Consider the following 19,350-nt stretch of genomic DNA (forward strand, 5'->3'; position numbering starts at 1 on the left):
TTGGTGGTAAGAGAAGTAGAAGGAAATTTAAGAAGTATTGATAGAATTATATAACGCTTGAACAACGGTTATTTGATTACCATAAAAAATATAAATTTCGAGGCAGAGTTTCTCTTTGACAAAATTTTTAACTTAATTTAAGCTATAGCTAAAAACAGTAATTGTGGGAGGTATATCAATTCCAAGACCATGTTACCTAGACAGTTGTATCCATATAGGGGCAATCAATGGACAAAAGAGATGGCGATCTGTTGATTTCCAGAGAATTTATACATGGGATTCGCTTCATGGAGAGATTGAAGTTTTCAACAAAAGAGGTCGGCATCTAGGCGTAAAAAATATTCATGGAGAATTTATCAAAGCACCAGTTAAAGGAAGAAAAATCGATGTCTAATTTTATTCAAGATTGTATTAACGGAGATGCGCTACTATCAGAGGTTGATGACTATATAGATATATGGCATGAAAGCGATACTGAACTACCACTGCATGAGTTTTTGGGTATGACAAAAAGGGAGTATGCTTTATTTGTTGAGGATGAAATATATCTTGGAAGTATTGTAACGGCTCATATGACAGGAGATCCTATCGAAGAGATTATTCAGAATCAGTATGCTATGGCTGCAAGGTCCGATAGTCAGGCTAAGTCAGCAAGGTTGGAACAATGGCTACGAAGTGAAAAATTATGGGATTGAATAATTATCCAGAAAATAAACTTGCTCGGAAAGTCATTGCTAAACATTCATTGAAGGTGCCATTCAATCTAGAGGATCTTGTACAGCAATATGCCAAGCTTATTTATAAATCAATACCTATAGATGGAGTAGATGGTGTGTCCATAAATCTTAAGGTCCCTGGGAAAAAACCTACTATTGTACTTAATACAGATGCTTCTAAAACAAGACAAAAATTTACGCTTGCACATGAATTAGGGCATATCATAATCCCTTGGCATATTGGAACTATTGTGGATAATATTTATAATGACAGTTATAAAAATTATGAATATTCTCTAAAAGAACAGCAAGCGAATAGATTTGCTTCTGAATTATTGATGCCGTTTGAATGGATTATTGATGAATATGAAGAATTTAAAGATGATTTATCTTCACTACATCAACGTATAGCTGTACAAGCTGGAGTTTCATTACAGGCATCTGCCATAAGATTAATCCAGGTTCTACCGTCTAATATTGTATATACGGCAGAAAAATTTGGGATGATTGTATTACACAGTGGAAAAACTGAGGGTACAAATACATTTGTTCAAGACAGTGGAATGATATTTAAAGAAAATTTTTATCCTTATGTAGACTCCTATACAGTCTGCGGCACAAGTTCTGAAACTTATCATTGGTGGAAAATAAGTTCCGAGGTGTTTATCGATGCTGAAGACCAGAGAGTATGGCAAGAGATATTAGATAATATTATACATGATATTCAACCTAATGATGATATAGAATACTTTAGAAAAAAAGTTGTTGGGATAATGTCGTTTGCGCACGGTAAAGTAAAATCTACTGGAGACTATAATGTTAATACTGTTGTGGCTGCTTGTATTCATAGATTAAGAAGATCGGAGTTAGATGATCTTACACAACATAAAGATTTTGAAAAATTTGTTAAAATCAGGTGTCAGGCATTTTTTGACAAAAATAAAAAGCCTAAGAAGAAATAATATATTTTACATATAGATTCTAGGTTAATTTTATATTCAAAAGTATAGAGTTGACTGCTGAATCTCTATCTGTAGCATGAGTTAAAATGCTTTAGTCAGGATTGCATATTGCGGTAAGTTTAAGAGAGGAATTATACCTCAAAAAAATCAAGTTGTCTATATAGGACATCTTAAAGCCTGATTTAGGCTTCTGTATGCATGATTTCTTAGCTGATGCGAAATTTCTCGTGAAACAGCCAGGTTTGGTTAGGGCTTTCAATCAAGTCTGGGTAAAGAGTTCTAGATGTAAGGTCTCTAGACATTTCTCACCTAATTCAACTTCTAGTCCTGCACCGAGCCTAATATTGCGAATGGTTACCCCTCAAACCTGATGTATTCAGCAGCCACATGTTCCGTGAGCCACACCCCATTCTCCGACTTATAGAACTCAATGCCATTTTTATGCATCTGCTCCGAGTCTACCCGTAGAACAATGGGTGTGCCATACCGCATGCCTACCTTTCTGACTGTCTCTTGGTCAGCCGATAAATGCACATGATGCCTACTCCCCTTGACTATCCCCTTCGCTCTGATGGAGTCTATATTTTGTGTCGCGGTGCCGTGGAATAAATGCTCGGGCGGCTCCTGAGCCACCAGCCCCAAGTTAACCTGAATGGAATGCCCTTGGTTGGCACGTATCTTTGTGCTGTCCACAGAAATGGAGAACCTTTTTTTATCGTTGTTCTCGACAAGGTAGTGGAGCTTATCTGTGTCCAGCTCTATTCCCTTGGTCTTGCTTGTGGCTATTAATTCCCCGATATCTGCCCATCCTCCGTCATCAAGCATCAGGTTGATGGTCTCAGGCTGATGCCTCAGAACCAGGCTCAGAAACTTCGAAAGCTTTTTGGCTTCACTCGCTGTCATGTCTCGTAGTTTTTAAATGAATTTACTTATTACTCAATAAGGGAGTATCTAAGGGTTGTAGATCTATACTGGCTGTTAAACGGACTAAGACTGTTTTGGTCTCCACGCATAATCGAACTCTTTAGCCTGAGGACCAATGTTTCCAAAGTCCACTGTTACTGTGCTGCCATTATCGCTACTGCTATCCTTGTTGTCCAGCATGAGGCAGAAGGCCATTACCAGTTCATAGTTGCTGTCATCGTCAGCTATGACTCTATAGTTGTCCCCGTCGAACCAGGAAACCATTTCCTTATCCCACCAAGCTATCTGAACACCGTTCCTGTAGACAGAGTGCTTCCTTCCCTTATGCCCGTAAACATCATACAAGTCACCTCCGTCCTGGCATTGGTAATGTATGCTCCAGAATGCTGCTGCTGTGAATTCAATGATGTCCCTATCCCACAAGGTAATTTTGTATTTGGTGTTGAACCATGACCACTTCTTTCTCATTATTAGCTTGGCCCGTGAATGCTGGTTGTCAAACAGGTACAGCTTTGGCAGGAAACTCACCAGTTCAGTGGAGGCAAAGTACCTTTGTTCCCCATTTATGAAGATCCTATATTTGTCTCCGAAGGCCATCTTTTTCTGATTGATGTCAATTACCACTGTTTCAAAACATAATTTAGCGACACTACAATTAATCTGTTCAGCCTCACTGGCTTAAGTAATATCGATCTTTTCAAAATATGCACTCGTTCCGAACGCCCTCTTCCTTCTCCAGCCTTTCCTTCTGTTCAAGCCATGTACTGTTTCGGGAAACCACAATGTGTTATTTATCGAGTTCTGCCCAAGGCTCAAAAAACTTTATCTGCTTTTTATTTCCAAACTCGTAAGGGTAGTAGTAGGTCAGCTTACCTTCAACATTTTCATGTCTTATCGAAAGTAGTATGGCGTCTATGGGAGAGCTGAATTTTACATTTTTTACTCTCACATCATAGGCAATACAGTATGCTCTTAATTCCTTCATGTTAAGAGCTTCTTCAAAGGCGGATGACAGTGCATTTATAATTATTTGACTTTCAGGAAATTCTTCATCCTCAGAGAAGCCAACTGATACAAACTCTCCTGATGAGCTAATTTTGGAAGCGAATGGGTAGTACTCACCAGAGTCCATCAACAAGGTTTCTGCAAATCCTACAGAGTAGCCTATCAGCTTTTCAATGTCACTTTTGACTCCTGGTTTCATCTATTACATGAATAATATACACCCTACGCTTCGTTATGATGAACGAGGATTAAATACACTACCTAATTTTTGTCTTACTAGGATCACTTTCAAATGGCCTTCATCAAACTTATTCAGATAAATGGACAAGGCTCTCTGGTAATACTCTTTCGAAGTACCAGGTAGTTTTTCCTTTTTATACAGGTCGCCAAACGCCATGTAAGTGTCAGCAAAGATGTCATGACCAGCATCAAAGAAGTTTTTGTTGATGGTCAGGGATTTGGTCAGCAGCCCTTTCGCTTCTTTCAGTTTGTTTTCCTTAATTTTCAGGCTCCCATGGTTTAGATACACCACGGCTGTCAATGGGTGATTCTCCGTGAAAATTTTTCGGTGCAACATCAATGATCGAGTAAACAGTGAGTCAGCTGCCGCATAGCTCCTTCTCGCTGCCATCACAAGCCCGAGTCCATTCAACGCTGTCGCGGTTGTTGCACTGGTCTTTAGCTGATACCTCTTATTTATTTCAATTGTTTTTCTGTAAAGGGAATCAGCAATTCCAAGCAGGCCAATACTATAGTTAACGTGTCCAGCGTTGTTGATGAAGTCTGTTAATCCAGGCTTATCTAGGTCTATATAGTACGCTGTGATAGCCATGGAACTGTCAGCGTTCGCCTTTGCCCTATCGAACTTAGCAAGGGTAACTTCAAGCTCAGACAATCCCGTCAACACCTCTGGGAGCTTGTTGTTTCTTCCCCCTAGCTCTCGGGTATATATTCCCAGTACGTGATGATACTGATTTTCAGATTCTCTGTAATTACCAAGCATCTTGTTGAGATGGGCTGAAGCCAGAAGGTAATTAGCGTAGCGCACACTGTTCCTGCCATAGTTCGCGACAGTTATTCCTATTCCCATGTCCAGGTGACGCTTCGCCAGTCCATATTCGGCCAAGGCCATCTTCGTTTTAGCCAGTGCGAGGCGACTTTCTGCGATATTCTGATGCTTCGCCCCAAGCAGGTTTTTATAGCAGTCAAGACAATCCGCCAAGACCGAGTCAGACTGCCTATAATCACATGCTATTGATAGATAGACACCGTGATACAGTTTTGTGTCACAATAGTCCGTAAGTGCAGGATCGCCTCTCTTCAGTGATTCCTCAATCAAGAGCCGTGCCTGCTCTAAGCTGTCTGTTTGGAGGTGGTTCTTGATCAGGCCATTGTAATTGTAAATGGTGCTCTTCCTGCTCCGCGCATTGCTGCTGTCGCTTCTGTGGACCGCGATAGCAGCCGTATATAGGGTGTTTGAGTACCCATACAGCTGTTGCTCTGCAAATGATTCGGCAACATTGGTGAAAAAAACAGCCACATTATGGTCGTTCTTGTCTTTAACCGCCTGATATGTCTTCACTGCCTCCATAAAAAGGGAATCGGCAACTTCATAATTGGATAGTGCTTTGTAACTAAGCCCTAATTGGTTAAAGGAGAAAGCCCGCTCTAATTTCCAATACTCAGACTCATGGTCAACGGAGTTAAGGGCTTTATTAGCACTCTGGTAATATTGCAGTGCTTGTTCATACTCCTTCCGCTGGAAGTGCGCATCGGCTTTGCAGGTGTAGGCCTCATATAAGTTAGTGAACGCGCGGCTTATCTTCCATAGTTGGTCGTGGCCAGGATAATCCTGTTCCTGAGGGCTTTCAGCTGCATACAATCGAGGTGAATTTAAGCTATCCCCCAAACTGAGTGCGTTGCGCTGGTCATCTGTGTCAATGCCCAGCCAGGCTTTTCCTGCCTGCACCGCCATTAGGGCATGTTCAACAGCCGCATCGCAGTCTCCGTTTTCCAAGGCTTCCTCAAACTGGTCCGTGTAATTGAACATTTGCAGGTTACTTACCAGATACTCATCGCCATTGTTCAACGCTATCAGGATATGGCGATAAGGTTTGAAGGAAACAGGAGCATAAGAGAAGAAGCCGACAATCAATAGAATGATGGCTGACCTGATAAAAATGCCTTTATAAGATCTTACAGCAGCTGGTGACTTTCGGTTGATGAAGAGATATAATCCTAGTACGATGAAGAGCGTAGCGTTTAGGATGGGCAGAACAGCAAAGATTGTTTCCTGCCTGAGCCTAATGGTGAAGGGAAGTGTTGCCAGGGATGTTGCCAAAGCCACACCTGCCAAGATAGGGACAAGGTCTTTCTCGTTACTATCTGACTTGAGTAGCCAATAGCCTCCAAACAGGTAGGAGACTGCCAAAGCCCAAATAGAAAGACTTAACAGGGCCGCTTTCCCCGTAAATCCTGGAAGTAGCTGTAGCCCAAAGGTTAGTAGGGCAAGCCCAATTAATATTTTCTCAGGTAGTTTCAGGCGTAATGTTTTAAGGTTCAAAGAATTTCTTTTTACAATGATCGAACTTAATATAGGCTTTGCTCGGGCGGCATTTCAAACAGCTAATAAATGCACTCGTTCCGAACGACCACCCCTTCTTTCTCCAGCCTTTCCTTCAGTTCAAGCCAGGTGCTGTCCCGCAACGTGCCCGCAGGGTACATGTTGTTCCGATAGTCCTTGGTTATCACCCGCAGGCAGTTGGGCATCTTGCCCTGGGTCTCAAACACCACCTCTCTCATGTTGCTGAGCCTGTAGATGTGCTGCCGCCACAGCAGGTTATGGTTCCGTACGACAAAATAGTCCTCGGCCACTTCAAAGTAATGCATCAGCCAGGAGTTCAGGAAAAACCAGAAGATGCCGAATGCGCCAAAGAACAGCAAGCCTCCAATGGGTGGCAACTTCATCTTGACGGCCATCAGGTAAAGGAAGAACCCTATTAGCCCCCATAGGCTGATACCGCGCAGGCTGGTGAACTGGTTCCCCTTAAACTCCTCAGTTATTTTGTAGCGCAGATCATCGGAGGTGACTTTACCGCCTACCACTTCCGCATAGCCTTTCTTGTGTACCACTACCTGCTCCAGAAAGGATTTTAGTTGCCAGGTGTTCGCGTACATGTCATCATAGAAATACTTGGTGGACCCGTTCCTGAACTGGAGCATGGCTCCTTCCATCGGAAAGCTGATGAGGTAACTGAAAGGCTTCTTACCTGTCAGCCGTACCTTCACCACCTCACTCAGTTGATAGGACTCACTGTCCCCGAATGCAATCCTGCCATTTCCGAGTCTGATGATGGGAGCGTTCTTGAAATACTTTATTACGGTATAGACAGCTACAAAATAAGATCCTGCGCTGAAAGCGGGAATAAGATACTCTTTTGGTTTCATATCACCGTGGGATAGCTCGGCAAGGAATAAGAAGGCCATCAGCGTCCCCATCCCGCAGAAGAACAGAAATGCGAACCCGACAGTCAGGTAAAACTTGAGCGGATGTCTTTTGGCAACGATGGTTGTCATGGAATAAGTCTACTGGTTGAACTGTTCCTTTCCTTTGTGTAGGCTCTTGGGTGGCAAGGCAGATATCAGGACCACTACCTGTTTGTCGCCGATACCGTAGCGGCTCCTTAGTTCCTCACTATTGACCAGCTTGATTTCCTTTAGCAAATCAGGGGTGATACCAGCCAATATGCCTTCAAAATTTTTCGTTAAGGCTTTCCCGTTAAGTATATACTGAAAGCTGCTGTCACTTCCCAATGCCTCAAGCTTGATTTTATATTCAGTGCTGGCACCTTTGAACACCTGTTGATACTTTTCTTTAGAGTAGGCAATGGTCTCGATCTCCACTGCTCCGTCCTCTGCCTGGGCACCGTATCTCTTAATAGCGTCCTTCCCAAAATAAGCAGTCACGGAGGCCACCTGTTCTGCATCCATTGTTAGCATCGCGGACTTATCCGATGCTTTCCCGTCAATGATGAAGTGCGGGTTCTGCCCAAGCTTATTGGAGATCTCATCAGGACTAACCTTCTGGGAGGTACGGCATGAGAAGGAGGCAGCGGCCATCGCGGCTAGAAGTATATATCTTTTCATCTTGTTGTAGTGTATGTTTCGCTCTTGGTTTTGCGGTGGAATAGCTACCGTAAAGGTGTGATTAGTGGGTAGGTCTTTCTATGCAATCAATTCCACTATCTTTGTAAATGCCCCTCGCCATTTATTCTTCTCAATAATATTCTTCACCCTCTCGGAAATTAGAATTGGCCTGTTAGCAACACCTCCACTCCCAAACCACTCATTGGTACGGACAATGTCTGGCTGACCTCGAAATATGGATTCCTTGAAACGCAAACTTTCACCTATAGGGAAGTTAAACTTCACGTGGCCACAGAACGGCCCCTTGAGCAAGTCACTTCCCATTGCCTCCAGGAATCTTATGGACCTCTTATCGGTCGGCATCTGGCAGGTCTCGGTAGTTAGATTGCCTTTTATAAGGCCTTCGGGAAGAACAGTGTCTACATGCAGTTGATACATAGTCTCCAAGGGTTTACCCGTTTTGTTCAAGACAGGCCTCGTAAATCGGATTCCCAAGACTTTCTCCTTTTCGAATTCAACCTTCACAGGCTCCCTAACAAACATTTGGTCAAAGACCCAATTCAGCCCTAGGAATTGACTGTGCCTTGCCTTAGGTTCGGCACGGAATCTAAAAGGGTTTGCCTGGACTTTACCTACCTTGCAGGTGGGACATCCCGTTTCAGGCTTATATGTCTGTTCAAAATAATTGTTTTCTGGCTGTGGGTAGCCAAATTGTCCTGTCTCTATGGAATACCAATTACCGCTCATTTATTGAATTTGAATTATTGCCAACGTCCATTGAATACAGCAAGCGATCATTAGCTGACGCCATATGAAAGTACGCAAACCTGACTGCCTGCGCAAACAATGGCTGAATGAACTGAGGGCGATTGCTTTATACTGTTGATGGTGGTAGTTTTTTTTCAGTCACTTACTTTCTCAAAGATGATGGTCTTCTTATCCCTTAGGAAAGCTATTTTAAACCAGCCGCCTCTTTTCCTGGCATATACTCTCTCTATATCCTGCTTTTGGATATGGCTTGTTAAATCTCTATAATCCACAGTGGCACCAATACCTTGTCGGGTTGTATCAGTCTCAAATTTATCACTAGCGGTAAATATCCGATGAAGAGTTTCGTAGTCTTCTGGAGAAAACTCGGCAATAGCTGCTGACCAATAGTCTCCATGCATGGTAGGATACCATGCATTTTTCTTCTGAATTACGCCTGATTTTGGAAAGTCAATTCCTGTGTTAGAGGTGAACTCGTTCTTATAGAAGCTGTCAGAAGGATAGATAGCATCATATGTCTGATAAACAGCAAACAGTCCAAGTGCAGCTATAAAAGCAATATTGATCTTTCTGCCTGTTTCTTTTGTAAGCTTATCCGATCTAATGAGGCGTCTTTTAAACGGCAGAAATATCAAGCTAAGAAGTCCTCCTATTAGACCAAACGTAATGCTTATTATACCTAAAAGAAGGAAAAAGCCAAATACTTCCATGATATATGTCTAACGTTCCTGCTATGGCACGTTTCAATGTGCTTTAGTTTTTGTTACCAGCACTATTGTTTTCCAGTCAGTTTATCCCAAAGTTTAGGTATAATTCGCTTTTCCTCTTTTGGTTCCTCGGCCCTTTGCTCAAAACGTACAACCTTGTCTAGTGCAGGGTCAATATAAGTCCCATTATGCTCCATTAGGAGTATATAAATCTCACTTTCATGTAATAACTCAATATTTCCCCCATACACATCAACAAACCTTGTTTTATGTACTTCTTTACAATTTATTAACCTATTATAGAATTCCTTTGGAAAAAGAATAGATTCAGTTAATGGCCCTACAAGTTTGAGGAGTTCCTCTTGCTGAATGATTTCTGAGAAAGAATCGATAATTGTTGTCGCAAAATCAACGGTGTTATAGGATACGTTCAGAACATTAGGAACCTTGATAATCAGAAAAGGCCAATTATCCGTATTTTCTACTTTAAGAGTATACTCCTTATTCCAAAAGGCATCAAGTTGAATCGTAAGGATTGTCTCATTTGTGACACTAAGGTTAATGGTTTGCCAGTAGGAGTCGTGGAGGGTCACATACTCAAAGAAGGTTAAGAAAGTGGTTTTGACGGACTTCGTCCAGTCAAAGGTATCATTGAACGCCGCCCTTGGCAGCCATTCTGGATTATGTTCTCCTACTGTACTCATGAAGTCTTTTCATATTGCTGGTAACGGTTAGGCTAAACGGCGGCGATGACCGTTGGCTGAAGTTGGGGTTATGGTGTGTTGGGTGCTGATTATTTTTCTATTCTTTTTCTTAAAAGCTCTACTAAATAAGGTACACCCATACATATGACTACTACCACAAAGCTCATGATAGTTAAATAGCGAATCTGCATTGTACTGAGAACAAAGTAGGAAGCTATGGCCAGAATAGTCAAAACAATCGAATATAGAATCCAGCTGTTTCTGGTGGTGACTCTGTACTTGATGTGCAAGATGATCATTGCGTAAAAATAAACCAAAAACAGAAATACCACCACGATCATGAAGTATTCGAAAGCGTATCCGATTCCATCTTCAAATGCTGAATAAACGAAAGCTCCTACAAAGATTAAGGTATAGAATATGGTGCTAATGTCCTTTATAGTTTCGACTACCTTGTTTTTTAAGTAGTCCAGAAAAGGAGTCTCATCATTCCTGTTTTTTTTCATAATTCTAATCCCGAACAACGGTACTCGTACATAAGGTGAGCGAGGCGTAGCCGATGCATAACTTATGTACTGGGTTACCACCTGTTATTTTTGATTTCTAATTGCTTTCTTGACCAATCTTCGCTCCTTCTTTTCATTGAAAACGATAATATTAATGTTGTTACTACTCGGAATCGTATCAGAAAGAAAGGTTTTATCCTTATCAATTATGTTGTTGGCATATAAGCTATCAACAAAGCCCCTAAAATCTGATGTTCCTGATTTAAGATGCTCATAGATTTCTGGATTACTATACTTCTCCGAATTAGGCTTGAAGTCGAAAGTAATAGCAACATCAGAGCCATTAGGTATACTTAAAGTTGTGTCTTTTTCTACTTCAAAACCATCACCAACTATTGATATATTTAAATTAAAGCCATTTTGAGGTACTTGTAATATGAAGTCCATATAGTGATGAGAAAGATATTGGTTTTTGTATGGGGTTTCTATTCTAAGCTCATCATTGATTCTTATTTCATATTTTATACTATCAAATTTTTCAGTGCTGTGGTTAGTCAGGTAGAATTTGCTATCAATGTACTTCTGGTTCAGGATACTACAACCTTGAGCAGTTACTAATAGTAATGCAGCTACAAAAAATGTATAGAATTCATACTTCATTTAATACTATTCATTTGTGGTAACGGTCCTTGTGCAGCCGATGGGCGAGGCGGAGCCGAGCATAAAAGCTGCACGTGGTTAGCACTTGTTATTTTTCTTCAAGTTGTCTCTGAGCCTTTTCTTTTACTTCTTTTAGGCTTGTCTCAACATTGCCGTACTTTAGCTTTGGCAGAGATTTGAGCTTTTCAAATTCTGTCTCAGGATAGTTCCAAGATGAATCGAAGCGGACCAGGTTCTTCAGTTTTAATACAGGGTCAAAAGACTTATCTAATATTTTAGAATTAAGGAGTGTCAAGTATTTTAATCCTGACAAACTCTCTAAAGGCTTTAATGATGTTAACTTCTGAGTTGTCCAGATGCTTCCGTCAATTCCTAATCCCTGTAGATTAACTAATTTGGATATATGGCTGAAGTCCACAATCTTTTTAAAATTCTCCAACTCCAAGGTTACAAGGCTTTCTAAATCACCCAGAGCTTCTATTCTTTCAACCTGGGCAGAACTACCAAAATGCAGATGCTTTAAGTGCTTCAATTGCTTCAGATTTGTAATATCCTTTATACTGCTCCACTTGATGTACAACCCTTCCAGATTTGGCATTTTACAAACAGCATCAAAGATGTTCTGACTTACCTTACTGCTAAGCCATAAGTATTTAACATCAGCTAAGCTTGGAAGAAGTTCGCACCATTGTTCCACTATCTTTTTTTGCACTTTCGGTGCTGTGTCTAACTGAGTAATAGATAAATTGAGCTTTGACTTAGGGTGATAATTTTCTACTCTTATTATCGATTTTGGAGGGAATTTAGATTCTGTGTCCCAGTACCAAAAGCCTCTTCTTATTTGCTCTTCTGTTAGTTCTTCCATAATGTGTGCTAACGGTGATAGTATATACGACTGGCGAGGCTTTAGCCGAAGCATGAAGTATATACTTGGTTGAGCTATCGTTATTTTTCTACCTCTTCAGACAAGTCAAGTGACCAATTCGTATTGTTCCTTATTTCTTTCCAGTCCCAGTAAGTTTCAAAGAAGGAGTCATGAAGGAACTCTCTATATTCTTCAAAATCATTAGGTTTATCTATTATCAAAACTTCACTCCATATTCCTGTATCTGGTTCAGTTGTTCCGTCTACGATATTAAAAAAGTCAAAAAAAACATCTGCCGTAGTACTTGCTATTACTTTCCTTAAAGCTGATTTTAAAACTTCACTCTCCTTAAGCTGACCTAAAGCTTCTTTTTCAGATTCCGTTAATCCGCCATTGGGTGGATAACTTATAAGCATATTCGTTCTATTATGAAAAAGATTATCGGTCGTATCTCCAGCAAATTCTTCTATTGCCTTATGAACTGAGAGTAAAAGTGCTTTTTTATTATCTTCTGACAATTCCATTTTTTATTAATTCTAATGAAGCTCAACTACTGTATATCAGAAAACATACGCTTATCTGCACTATGTACGTAGTTGCTGGAGCTTAATTTGACGCTTGCTTGCTGGCTGAATTCTGTAGCATGGAATGATAGATGCATATTCGTATATGTTTAAGCTAATATAAGTGTTTGCTATAGATTATCCAATGGGCTGACAATTTTATCCAAGGCATGGGTGGTGATGTGGGTATAGATCTCCGTGGTTTTGCTGCTCTTATGTCCCAGCAGTGTTTGTATGTAGCGCAGATCGGTCCCCTGCTCCAGTAGGTGCGTGGCAAAAGAGTGCCGCAGCGTATGCGGTGTAGTTTTTGTCTTGATACCTACTTTTTCTAAACAGGCGCGGAACACATGACGCACACTCTCCACCGTATACTGTCCCCCCCTGGCCTCCTGCCATCAGCTTATCAACGGTAACAGATCGAAACAGGCTGTAACCATTCTAATCAATATTGATCATAATACATATAATAGTAGAAGCAGCTTTCAGCAGCGAGGAGAGGTGCAGAATCGGAAGATCCCGCCGCTTTTGCATTCTAATGATCACCTCAGCCAATAATGCGGCAAAGAATTGATTTAATAGAAACAGTTAATTGCTGCTATCAGCATGAATAGGTGATGCAGCTTGCTGGATTAATAGGTCAATCAAATGTGTATTGATATCAAGTTCTTTTGCTTTCCTGAACAGTGGCAATGCTTCACCATACTCTTTTTTCTCCAGATGGTAAATGCCTAGGTTTCTGTATCCGTAGGAATTGTCAGGATCAAGCTCAAAGCAACGCTTGATGTTTAGCATCCCCTCTGCATCCATCCCTAATTGGAATTTTGATAATCCACGGTTACTGTAAGCGTCGGCGAAAGTACCATCTACTTCTATGGCTCTACTCAAGATCAGGGTAGCTTCCTCATACCTGCCTAGCAAATTCAGTGTGTAGCCCATGTTATTCAGCGTGTACTTGTTGTCAGCATCAAGCTGAAGTGATCTTTTAAAATACTCCAACCCTTCCGTGTAGAGTTCAAGCTGACAATAAACAAGACCTGCACTTCCACAATCTTCCGCATTCATTTCATGCAATAAACTAAATTCTTCTACCATGCCTTTAGCCGCATCATAATCATTAACTTGCGTATAGGCAGAAATAGCAATTCTAAATGCTTGCTCCTCTTTTAGCCCATTGGCAATAAGCTTGCTTACCTGCCCTGATGCTTCTTTGAAATTTTTTCTATTGTATTCCTCAACAGCAGCAGCATATGCCTTCGGTAAGCTATTCTGACGTAAAAGTTGTTTTAATCTATAGCCATCATTATAAGCAATGTCCCCATTGAAAAGTTTGAAGGGCGTCTTGCTTGGAACAAGATTTACCACCAGGTCAAATAAAGCACAGCCTAGGAAAACGACCAGAATAAGCTTAATTGCCCCATGCAGATCCATCACAAACGTAAGGTAGCATGCTGTAAGCGCAATCAGAGAAGAGGCTAGTGGACCAGCCAGTATGATAAGTATCCGACTCTTAACAGAAACGTCTTTGGCTGGGTAAGTGCATAGTCCTATTTGCCACGCAAAGAAATTATACCTAAACCAGATCTCCAAAAGCCCCATATGGAGTCTTATCCCTTTCCTTTTATCACCATAGGAACCGATGAATACCGTAACGTTCTGCCTAGTTATAAGCATGGCAGGTATGGCATGCCCAACTTCATGGAAAAGTGCTGTGATTGGTCTTACAAGCACGACCAGAACTACCAGAAGAAGGAACACAAATGTAATATCAGCCATTTAACTTCGCATACATTGTTCCTAAAACAGATAGTATAACAAGTACTGACCACCAGATACTACGCTTCGTTTTCCTGTCCACGTTCTTGCTTGCCTGCACCTGATAGATTGACCACAGCAGCCCTAAGACTAATACAGTTCCAGAAGATAGGACTAGGTATATGTTTTTAGAGATGTAGACCATCGCTAATAGTACGAGACCTACGACTATCAATGGTAGTATGAATCGTTGCTGAATACTCTTTGTCTCTTGGTGCTTGATCTGACTAATCCCACTGAGTGTGGCCATAAGCCGATCACGATCAGCAACCATTTCGCTAACCATAATTACGTCCGCTGGATTTTTCCCCTTTATGAGCAGACTTCCGTTAGTATGACTGATGATTTCTTGGATATCATGCCTGGCCATACGAACAGTTGGTGTGTGTAGCTGTTCTCTTGTCAGGAAGTCATCCTCTACTGTGAGACTGTAACTGTCAAACAGTGTCCGTTGCCGATTCATTCCACGGTAGATCCCGAAGCTTGCTGCGGCAAGACTGATAATAAGTACAAAAGGAAGCGTATCTAAGCCACTCACACTGTTATAGCTGATCCCAACACCAAAGAGCAGTGCAAGCAGCATAAGGGGCAAGGTAATTCTCAAGGATCGCTTCTTTATTTCCCTGAAGCTCCCTTTCTTATTTCTGTATATTTCCATATCAACTATTTACACAGTGGTTGCACATCATATTATCTAGCATCTTAAGGTATTGATCAGCTGACCTGAACCCGACAAAGGCATTGGAATGCAAAGACTTTGTCAGCAGGCATGCCATAGCGACAGTCCATAGGAACGCCTACTTCGAAGTCATCTATTCTATCCCGAACCGTGACGAGTTCCTGATCAATGGTAGTCGTTTTAAAAGATAACATGGATCATAACCCTGCAATAGGTGTTTTCATATAGTTTGATCATAAGAAAACATCTGATGAGATCAAGAGTGATACCTGCTGTGAAATTTCAAAAAGGATCATTAAGTGCGCCTGTTGTTTAGGTTATTTCACTTTCCTGCATTAAAGTATCAATATAGTGAAATCTTTATTTAAATAGGTTAATGGTGCATCAAAGCTTCACTACCATAGTACACGAATGATACAGGTTCTCCCTTCTGTGTTTGAAAGGCTGAATCTGTTTTGTTTCAACACTATCATAAAAGAAGACGCCATTTAGGAAATAGTGAAATATTGCTTGGTACATCCTTACCGCATGTATAGCCCTTATATTGTTTCCCATTCACACCTCACCATAAATCGTTTAGGTTTTAAGATATGAATAAGACCGTCTGGTATTTTTAGCTTGAACAAGCCAAAATCCAGAATGGTAAAGACAGATTGTGGTTTTAAAAATTTAATTTCCTGCCATAGCTGTACTTTATGTTGATCCTTTCTGAGTCTGAAAGGATTAAGCGCATAGGATAATCTTCGATCTTCATCCTGATGAAGCGTAACAATTCTTGTTTCTCCGTTCCGCATTGAAGCAAGGTTTCTGATTATTACTGGTGATTCTTTTATGTAATCAGCCTCAAGAACCAGCTCTGTACCGTCACCATTGATGTAATGTTCTAGTATAGCAGCACCCTCTGGGTAGATGAATTTCCCGATCAAGATCATGCTACCATACAAGATTCTGCCTTCTATCTTATCTACTACTGTTAGGTTATGTGTATTTAGCCTATGGTGTATAGCTTCAAAATGACGGTTTATTTCTTTTTCTACTACGCGACCAATAGGAGAAACCATTATAAAACAGAACATCATTGTACTTATCACTACAAATGATAAGAACCTTTTAGTGATAAGAAGTGCTTTAATCATCTATTATCAATATTAAGATGGTCTCTTATAGTGCACATTCATGACATAGCATAAAAAATAAGCCGATAAATTGTTTTGAATAATAGCATGAAGTACCTTTCATCAATGTTTAGCCATTCTATTCACGCACAATAATAATTGTAAGGTGGTACATTTAGAAAAATGAAGTAGGCTTATACAGGTAGATTAACCTAAAGTGTTTATTCTCTTTGTTGGTAAAAACCATAGGTGAAGATCAAAGGGTGGGATCAATGCTGAAAACGCGACCTATAGGTATGTATGGTGGTGGGAGAGCTGCACCATGAGAAATTTTCTCTCAGTGGGCTACAGGAGTATGAGCAAGCATCTTTTTCTTTAAGTTAACTTTACAATGAAGTCATAGGAGTGCACTGTGAAGTAGAAAGGTAAGTATGCCCACTCCATTTTTTGGTTTCTGGCCTCCGAATGCGCTGCGCCCATTAATTCCATGAATCTGGCGATAATAAGTTGCTCACACCAATCCCTCGCCTCCTGGAGGTTGCCCGTCTCAGGTTCTATGTTCTCGAATGCTTCCTGCAGGTTCTCGTATCCAGCAATCACATACTCATCCGATGTTGTGGTTTGTTGGTTTACGTCGCAGAGCCATTCCATTTCCTCAAAGTCCAACCCGCCATCCTCGCTGTATGCAAATCCGTCTATGTACCATAAGTCGGTATTGATGTCAAACTCGTTCATTTCGAAGTACAGAGCCTTTGGCTCAATGACTTTGGAAACTGTTTTGTAGAAGTCATTTATCCAGTTTGCTACTTCGCCAGCCTGGCCAAGCAGTGATTGGCCTATAATCTCGTGGAATTCTGTTGTCGGGATATTTTCGAGAGCTGTCTCTGCTATGCTTATTGCTTTGGAGAAATCCTGATTACCTAAGTATGGGTTTAGTTGGTCCGCGAAGTCGAAATTCATAATCGGATATCTTTATTATTATACTACTGCTTGCAAAGGATTTAAGGATGTAAGTAATGCCACCTATAAGAAAGTCATCTTCCTCATCTGCTATGTAGTTTTGTTCCTGCTAATAGGTAATTTTTGTTTTATAGGTGCAACAGACATAATACACATTTTTGTTAATTATATGCATTTTTCTGAAGATTATCCAGTGCACAGATTATTTTTCCTATTGGATGTGAGGAACATGGATATAAATATCTGTGGTCTTGCGGCTCCTGTGTCCAAGCAATGCTGGTATAAAGCGAATATCCGTTTTCTGTTCCAATGCGTGGGTGACAAAGGAGAATGGTAATGGGCTTTGCTTAGGCTGCCGACAGTTTCATTTTGCGCCCCACAGCAAGATATTACACCTGAAGATGGTGCGCTAAGGAGCAGGTGGTTATGAGTGTCAGTAACAGGAGATTTAGTTAGGAGAGTATATGTTGTTAAGACACCGAGAAGCGGTTGAAGGACCTCCAGTATTTGTCTTTGTAGATCTCATAAGAAATCTCAAATTCATCTGCATATCGCTTTGTCACAGCATGAGCGACTTTCGATGGCTTTCTGAACTCTGAGCAGGCAAAGTATATCTCTCGAACTCCGTCCGCCGTCTCACGGCCTATGTTAAGGTACCCCTCACATTCCTGAAGTTCCGATAGTATCTCATCCTCGATCTGATTTAAGAGTAGGTAAGTATCGTTATTGGGCATACCATTGTTCCCTTCGCCGTTATATTTTATCTCTACAGTCAGGATCCAAGGGTGAGAGGCTTTTGCATCCCAAGAGAGTAGATCTGTGTTTACGGTAGCTAACCATTTCCTGCCGTTCTTCAGTTCTCCCTCGATGAGGGAATAATTGTCGTCCTCTGTACCGTGCCTCATCCCTTCGTATTTCTCCACAAACTCCTTCTGCCGCCACGCCAGGTAGCTTTTAAGTTTTTGGATCGGAATAAGCTCCCCTTCTGCCTCCGATCTCCCGACTACATTCAGGTTGTCGATGCTGGTAGCGAACTCCAGCTCGCCTAGAAGGTTGTCTAAATAAATGTTTACCCCTATGTGGGCGTTCTTCCTGTTTCCTTCATTCAAACTGTCATAGACAATAGTGAGGTCAATTTCGTCTGGGAAGGCAGGATCATTGTTATGGTAGAAATGAAGATTAGTCGCATCAAACCGTAGTCCAGCCATATCAATGTTCAAATCCTCAATGTTCATGGCGGACTTGAGCGCAGTGAATCTCCAACCATCCAAGGCTGGGGCGGATTGAACTAGCTCCTCCACGAATACAATGTTATTCACTGCGCCGTCCGCAGTAATGATCAGCTCTGCCGTCGTGTCGTTGTACATGCCAGCAACATAATAGAAACCATCATTCAATTGGCCAAGCTTGGGTGAGATTTTATCGAAGAATGCTTTCTCAATCCTTTTGCCATTTTGCACCACTTTGTGGAATTGATTATGGTGTTCACGGAACCAGATCCAGAAATCTGAGTAGGACGTAATTAGTGTTTCCTTTTTCTTAAATATGTTCTTTATCAAGCTCATTTAATTTATGGGTGATTCTGAATGGGACTTCCTATGGGTTTGTTTATAGCCGCGTAATAATTATTAAATTGACAAAAATGGTATCAATAATTGTCATATCGTTGAATAGTATTTTCGCCTTTAAGGTGTATCGTCAGATCTAGCACGAGTATTAACTCTTCAGATACAAGACCTGTCATTACGGTGTAGGAGGGTGCACTGGCATTCAGCCATCCACTCGGTTATCATACTTTTTTCTTCAATTCCACTCAGCTTCACATTAAATATGCCAGCCCGAGTCCTACTATACCGCAACCTGTAATTATAATTCCCATTATCAAGTTTGCGTATCCTATATCCTTCTTTTCATAATTATTTTCTTTGAACAATCTTCTTAATCCTTTATAAGTGAAAAGCAATCCTGTTATCCCTGATGGGAATAAGCTAATAATGAAAACAGCTAAGAAGAAGATGTTCGTAAAGTTAAAGGTCCAAGAGTCGATTAGATATAGCACCAGAAAGAGGAAAGGAATTATAAAACTGTAAACTGCTATCCTGTAGTTATAAGTTATTATATCCATTGGGGATTTATATAATAAAGCTTATTCTGAAAATATAGTAGTAGGAACAAAACAGAGCGGCCGGCTCTTTATTCTAGTATGCAAACTACTAATGATAAAGAACCAAACCGCTCCGAATATTTACCCTTAACGA

Annotated in this window: 21 protein-coding genes and 1 pseudogene; 3 read left to right on the plus strand and 19 right to left on the minus strand. The window is 40.9% G+C overall.

Annotated elements, in window-relative coordinates:
- The first annotated feature begins 163 nt into the window (after positions 1 to 163).
- From ACMA1I_RS16075 to ACMA1I_RS16085, 3 genes are read left to right on the plus strand one after another with little or no spacing between them, the layout of a single operon-like run.
- The gene (locus tag ACMA1I_RS16075; protein ID WP_414703930.1) at positions 164 to 394 is read left to right on the plus strand and encodes a colicin E3/pyocin S6 family cytotoxin; all 231 of its coding nucleotides are present in this window, start codon (positions 164 to 166) and stop codon (positions 392 to 394) included.
- Positions 345 to 695, plus strand: a complete 351-nt coding sequence (locus tag ACMA1I_RS16080; RefSeq protein WP_337069429.1) for a hypothetical protein — start codon at positions 345 to 347, stop codon at positions 693 to 695. Before ACMA1I_RS16075 ends, ACMA1I_RS16080 begins: the two co-directional genes overlap by 50 nt.
- Positions 686 to 1,678 carry an ImmA/IrrE family metallo-endopeptidase gene (locus ACMA1I_RS16085; protein ID WP_337069430.1) on the plus strand — a complete coding sequence of 331 codons (993 nt, stop codon included), beginning with the start codon at positions 686 to 688 and terminating at the stop codon, positions 1,676 to 1,678. The genes ACMA1I_RS16080 and ACMA1I_RS16085 overlap by 10 nt, the downstream gene beginning before the upstream one ends.
- Before the next feature lie 354 nt (positions 1,679 to 2,032).
- On the opposite strand, the gene ACMA1I_RS16090 is transcribed toward ACMA1I_RS16085, so the two are convergent.
- The 19 genes and pseudogenes from ACMA1I_RS16090 to ACMA1I_RS16180 form a co-directional block, all read right to left on the minus strand.
- Complete coding sequence (locus tag ACMA1I_RS16090) at positions 2,033 to 2,581, minus strand: RNA 2'-phosphotransferase (RefSeq protein WP_337069431.1); 549 nt, start codon at positions 2,579 to 2,581, stop codon at positions 2,033 to 2,035.
- 84 nt (positions 2,582 to 2,665) lie between these two features.
- A complete protein-coding gene (locus tag ACMA1I_RS16095; protein WP_337069432.1) occupies positions 2,666 to 3,199 on the minus strand; it encodes a hypothetical protein in 534 nt (177 codons plus the stop codon).
- Positions 3,200 to 3,389: 190 nt separating this feature from the next.
- Entirely contained in the window at positions 3,390 to 3,806 is a 417-nt protein-coding gene (locus ACMA1I_RS16100; protein WP_337069433.1) for a hypothetical protein, read from the minus strand.
- Positions 3,807 to 3,839: 33 nt separating this feature from the next.
- Positions 3,840 to 6,170, minus strand: a complete 2,331-nt coding sequence (locus ACMA1I_RS16105; protein ID WP_337069434.1) for a tetratricopeptide repeat protein — start codon at positions 6,168 to 6,170, stop codon at positions 3,840 to 3,842.
- Between the two features lie 62 nt (positions 6,171 to 6,232).
- Complete coding sequence (locus ACMA1I_RS16110) at positions 6,233 to 7,183, minus strand: hypothetical protein (protein WP_337069435.1); 951 nt, start codon at positions 7,181 to 7,183, stop codon at positions 6,233 to 6,235.
- Positions 7,184 to 7,192: 9 nt separating this feature from the next.
- Entirely contained in the window at positions 7,193 to 7,753 is a 561-nt protein-coding gene (locus ACMA1I_RS16115; RefSeq protein WP_337069436.1) for a hypothetical protein, read from the minus strand.
- Between the two features lie 78 nt (positions 7,754 to 7,831).
- Complete coding sequence (locus ACMA1I_RS16120) at positions 7,832 to 8,500, minus strand: hypothetical protein (RefSeq protein WP_337069437.1); 669 nt, start codon at positions 8,498 to 8,500, stop codon at positions 7,832 to 7,834.
- A gap of 155 nt (positions 8,501 to 8,655) precedes the next feature.
- Positions 8,656 to 9,231, minus strand: a complete 576-nt coding sequence (locus ACMA1I_RS16125; RefSeq protein WP_337069438.1) for a hypothetical protein — start codon at positions 9,229 to 9,231, stop codon at positions 8,656 to 8,658.
- A gap of 62 nt (positions 9,232 to 9,293) precedes the next feature.
- Positions 9,294 to 9,932, minus strand: a complete 639-nt coding sequence (locus ACMA1I_RS16130; RefSeq protein WP_337069439.1) for a hypothetical protein — start codon at positions 9,930 to 9,932, stop codon at positions 9,294 to 9,296.
- Positions 9,933 to 10,021: 89 nt separating this feature from the next.
- Entirely contained in the window at positions 10,022 to 10,438 is a 417-nt protein-coding gene (locus ACMA1I_RS16135; protein ID WP_337069440.1) for a hypothetical protein, read from the minus strand.
- An 84-nt stretch (positions 10,439 to 10,522) separates the two neighbouring features.
- Positions 10,523 to 11,098: a hypothetical protein gene (locus tag ACMA1I_RS16140; protein WP_337069441.1), complete on the minus strand. Its 576-nt coding sequence runs from the start codon at positions 11,096 to 11,098 to the stop codon at positions 10,523 to 10,525.
- 88 nt (positions 11,099 to 11,186) lie between these two features.
- Entirely contained in the window at positions 11,187 to 11,963 is a 777-nt protein-coding gene (locus ACMA1I_RS16145; protein WP_337069442.1) for a hypothetical protein, read from the minus strand.
- A gap of 80 nt (positions 11,964 to 12,043) precedes the next feature.
- A complete protein-coding gene (locus ACMA1I_RS16150) occupies positions 12,044 to 12,487 on the minus strand; it encodes a hypothetical protein (RefSeq protein ID WP_337069443.1) in 444 nt (147 codons plus the stop codon).
- A 170-nt stretch (positions 12,488 to 12,657) separates the two neighbouring features.
- Positions 12,658 to 12,906 (minus strand): annotated as a pseudogene (locus ACMA1I_RS16155) (tyrosine-type recombinase/integrase); the annotation flags it as partial.
- A 205-nt stretch (positions 12,907 to 13,111) separates the two neighbouring features.
- A complete protein-coding gene (locus ACMA1I_RS16160) occupies positions 13,112 to 14,299 on the minus strand; it encodes a hypothetical protein (RefSeq protein WP_337069444.1) in 1,188 nt (395 codons plus the stop codon).
- Positions 14,292 to 14,996, minus strand: coding sequence for a hypothetical protein (locus tag ACMA1I_RS16165; RefSeq protein ID WP_337069445.1), 705 nt, complete (start codon positions 14,994 to 14,996; stop codon positions 14,292 to 14,294). Before ACMA1I_RS16165 ends, ACMA1I_RS16160 begins: the two co-directional genes overlap by 8 nt.
- A 560-nt stretch (positions 14,997 to 15,556) precedes the next feature.
- On the minus strand, positions 15,557 to 16,153 hold the full coding sequence (locus ACMA1I_RS16170) for a hypothetical protein (protein WP_337069446.1): 597 nt from the start codon (positions 16,151 to 16,153) through the stop codon (positions 15,557 to 15,559).
- Between the two features lie 354 nt (positions 16,154 to 16,507).
- Complete coding sequence (locus tag ACMA1I_RS16175) at positions 16,508 to 17,092, minus strand: hypothetical protein (RefSeq protein ID WP_337069447.1); 585 nt, start codon at positions 17,090 to 17,092, stop codon at positions 16,508 to 16,510.
- Positions 17,093 to 17,562: 470 nt separating this feature from the next.
- A complete protein-coding gene (locus ACMA1I_RS16180) occupies positions 17,563 to 18,657 on the minus strand; it encodes a DUF695 domain-containing protein (protein WP_337069448.1) in 1,095 nt (364 codons plus the stop codon).
- Between the last annotated feature and the right edge of the window lie 693 nt (positions 18,658 to 19,350).

This window comes from Pontibacter sp. 13R65, assembly GCF_047525655.1.
GTDB lineage: Bacteria > Bacteroidota > Bacteroidia > Cytophagales > Hymenobacteraceae > Pontibacter.

What these genes read in the sequence shown, in the direction of transcription:
- ACMA1I_RS16150 (WP_337069443.1), bottom strand. Translation starts at nt 12,487, where the DNA reads ATGGAATTGTCAGAAGATAATAAAAAAGCACTTTTACTCTCAGTTCAT.
- ACMA1I_RS16165 (WP_337069445.1), bottom strand. Translation starts at nt 14,996, where the DNA reads ATGGAAATATACAGAAATAAGAAAGGGAGCTTCAGGGAAATAAAGAAG.
- ACMA1I_RS16160 (WP_337069444.1), bottom strand. Translation starts at nt 14,299, where the DNA reads ATGGCTGATATTACATTTGTGTTCCTTCTTCTGGTAGTTCTGGTCGTG.
- ACMA1I_RS16125 (WP_337069438.1), bottom strand. Translation starts at nt 9,231, where the DNA reads ATGGAAGTATTTGGCTTTTTCCTTCTTTTAGGTATAATAAGCATTACG.
- ACMA1I_RS16100 (WP_337069433.1), bottom strand. Translation starts at nt 3,806, where the DNA reads ATGAAACCAGGAGTCAAAAGTGACATTGAAAAGCTGATAGGCTACTCT.
- ACMA1I_RS16095 (WP_337069432.1), bottom strand. Translation starts at nt 3,199, where the DNA reads ATGGCCTTCGGAGACAAATATAGGATCTTCATAAATGGGGAACAAAGG.
- ACMA1I_RS16140 (WP_337069441.1), bottom strand. Translation starts at nt 11,098, where the DNA reads ATGAAGTATGAATTCTATACATTTTTTGTAGCTGCATTACTATTAGTA.
- ACMA1I_RS16080 (WP_337069429.1), top strand. Translation starts at nt 345, where the DNA reads ATGGAGAATTTATCAAAGCACCAGTTAAAGGAAGAAAAATCGATGTCT.
- ACMA1I_RS16130 (WP_337069439.1), bottom strand. Translation starts at nt 9,932, where the DNA reads ATGAGTACAGTAGGAGAACATAATCCAGAATGGCTGCCAAGGGCGGCG.
- ACMA1I_RS16135 (WP_337069440.1), bottom strand. Translation starts at nt 10,438, where the DNA reads ATGAAAAAAAACAGGAATGATGAGACTCCTTTTCTGGACTACTTAAAA.
- ACMA1I_RS16145 (WP_337069442.1), bottom strand. Translation starts at nt 11,963, where the DNA reads ATGGAAGAACTAACAGAAGAGCAAATAAGAAGAGGCTTTTGGTACTGG.
- ACMA1I_RS16115 (WP_337069436.1), bottom strand. Translation starts at nt 7,753, where the DNA reads ATGAAAAGATATATACTTCTAGCCGCGATGGCCGCTGCCTCCTTCTCA.
- ACMA1I_RS16085 (WP_337069430.1), top strand. Translation starts at nt 686, where the DNA reads ATGGGATTGAATAATTATCCAGAAAATAAACTTGCTCGGAAAGTCATT.
- ACMA1I_RS16090 (WP_337069431.1), bottom strand. Translation starts at nt 2,581, where the DNA reads ATGACAGCGAGTGAAGCCAAAAAGCTTTCGAAGTTTCTGAGCCTGGTT.
- ACMA1I_RS16110 (WP_337069435.1), bottom strand. Translation starts at nt 7,183, where the DNA reads ATGACAACCATCGTTGCCAAAAGACATCCGCTCAAGTTTTACCTGACT.
- ACMA1I_RS16180 (WP_337069448.1), bottom strand. Translation starts at nt 18,657, where the DNA reads ATGAGCTTGATAAAGAACATATTTAAGAAAAAGGAAACACTAATTACG.
- ACMA1I_RS16120 (WP_337069437.1), bottom strand. Translation starts at nt 8,500, where the DNA reads ATGAGCGGTAATTGGTATTCCATAGAGACAGGACAATTTGGCTACCCA.
- ACMA1I_RS16170 (WP_337069446.1), bottom strand. Translation starts at nt 16,153, where the DNA reads ATGATTAAAGCACTTCTTATCACTAAAAGGTTCTTATCATTTGTAGTG.
- ACMA1I_RS16175 (WP_337069447.1), bottom strand. Translation starts at nt 17,092, where the DNA reads ATGAATTTCGACTTCGCGGACCAACTAAACCCATACTTAGGTAATCAG.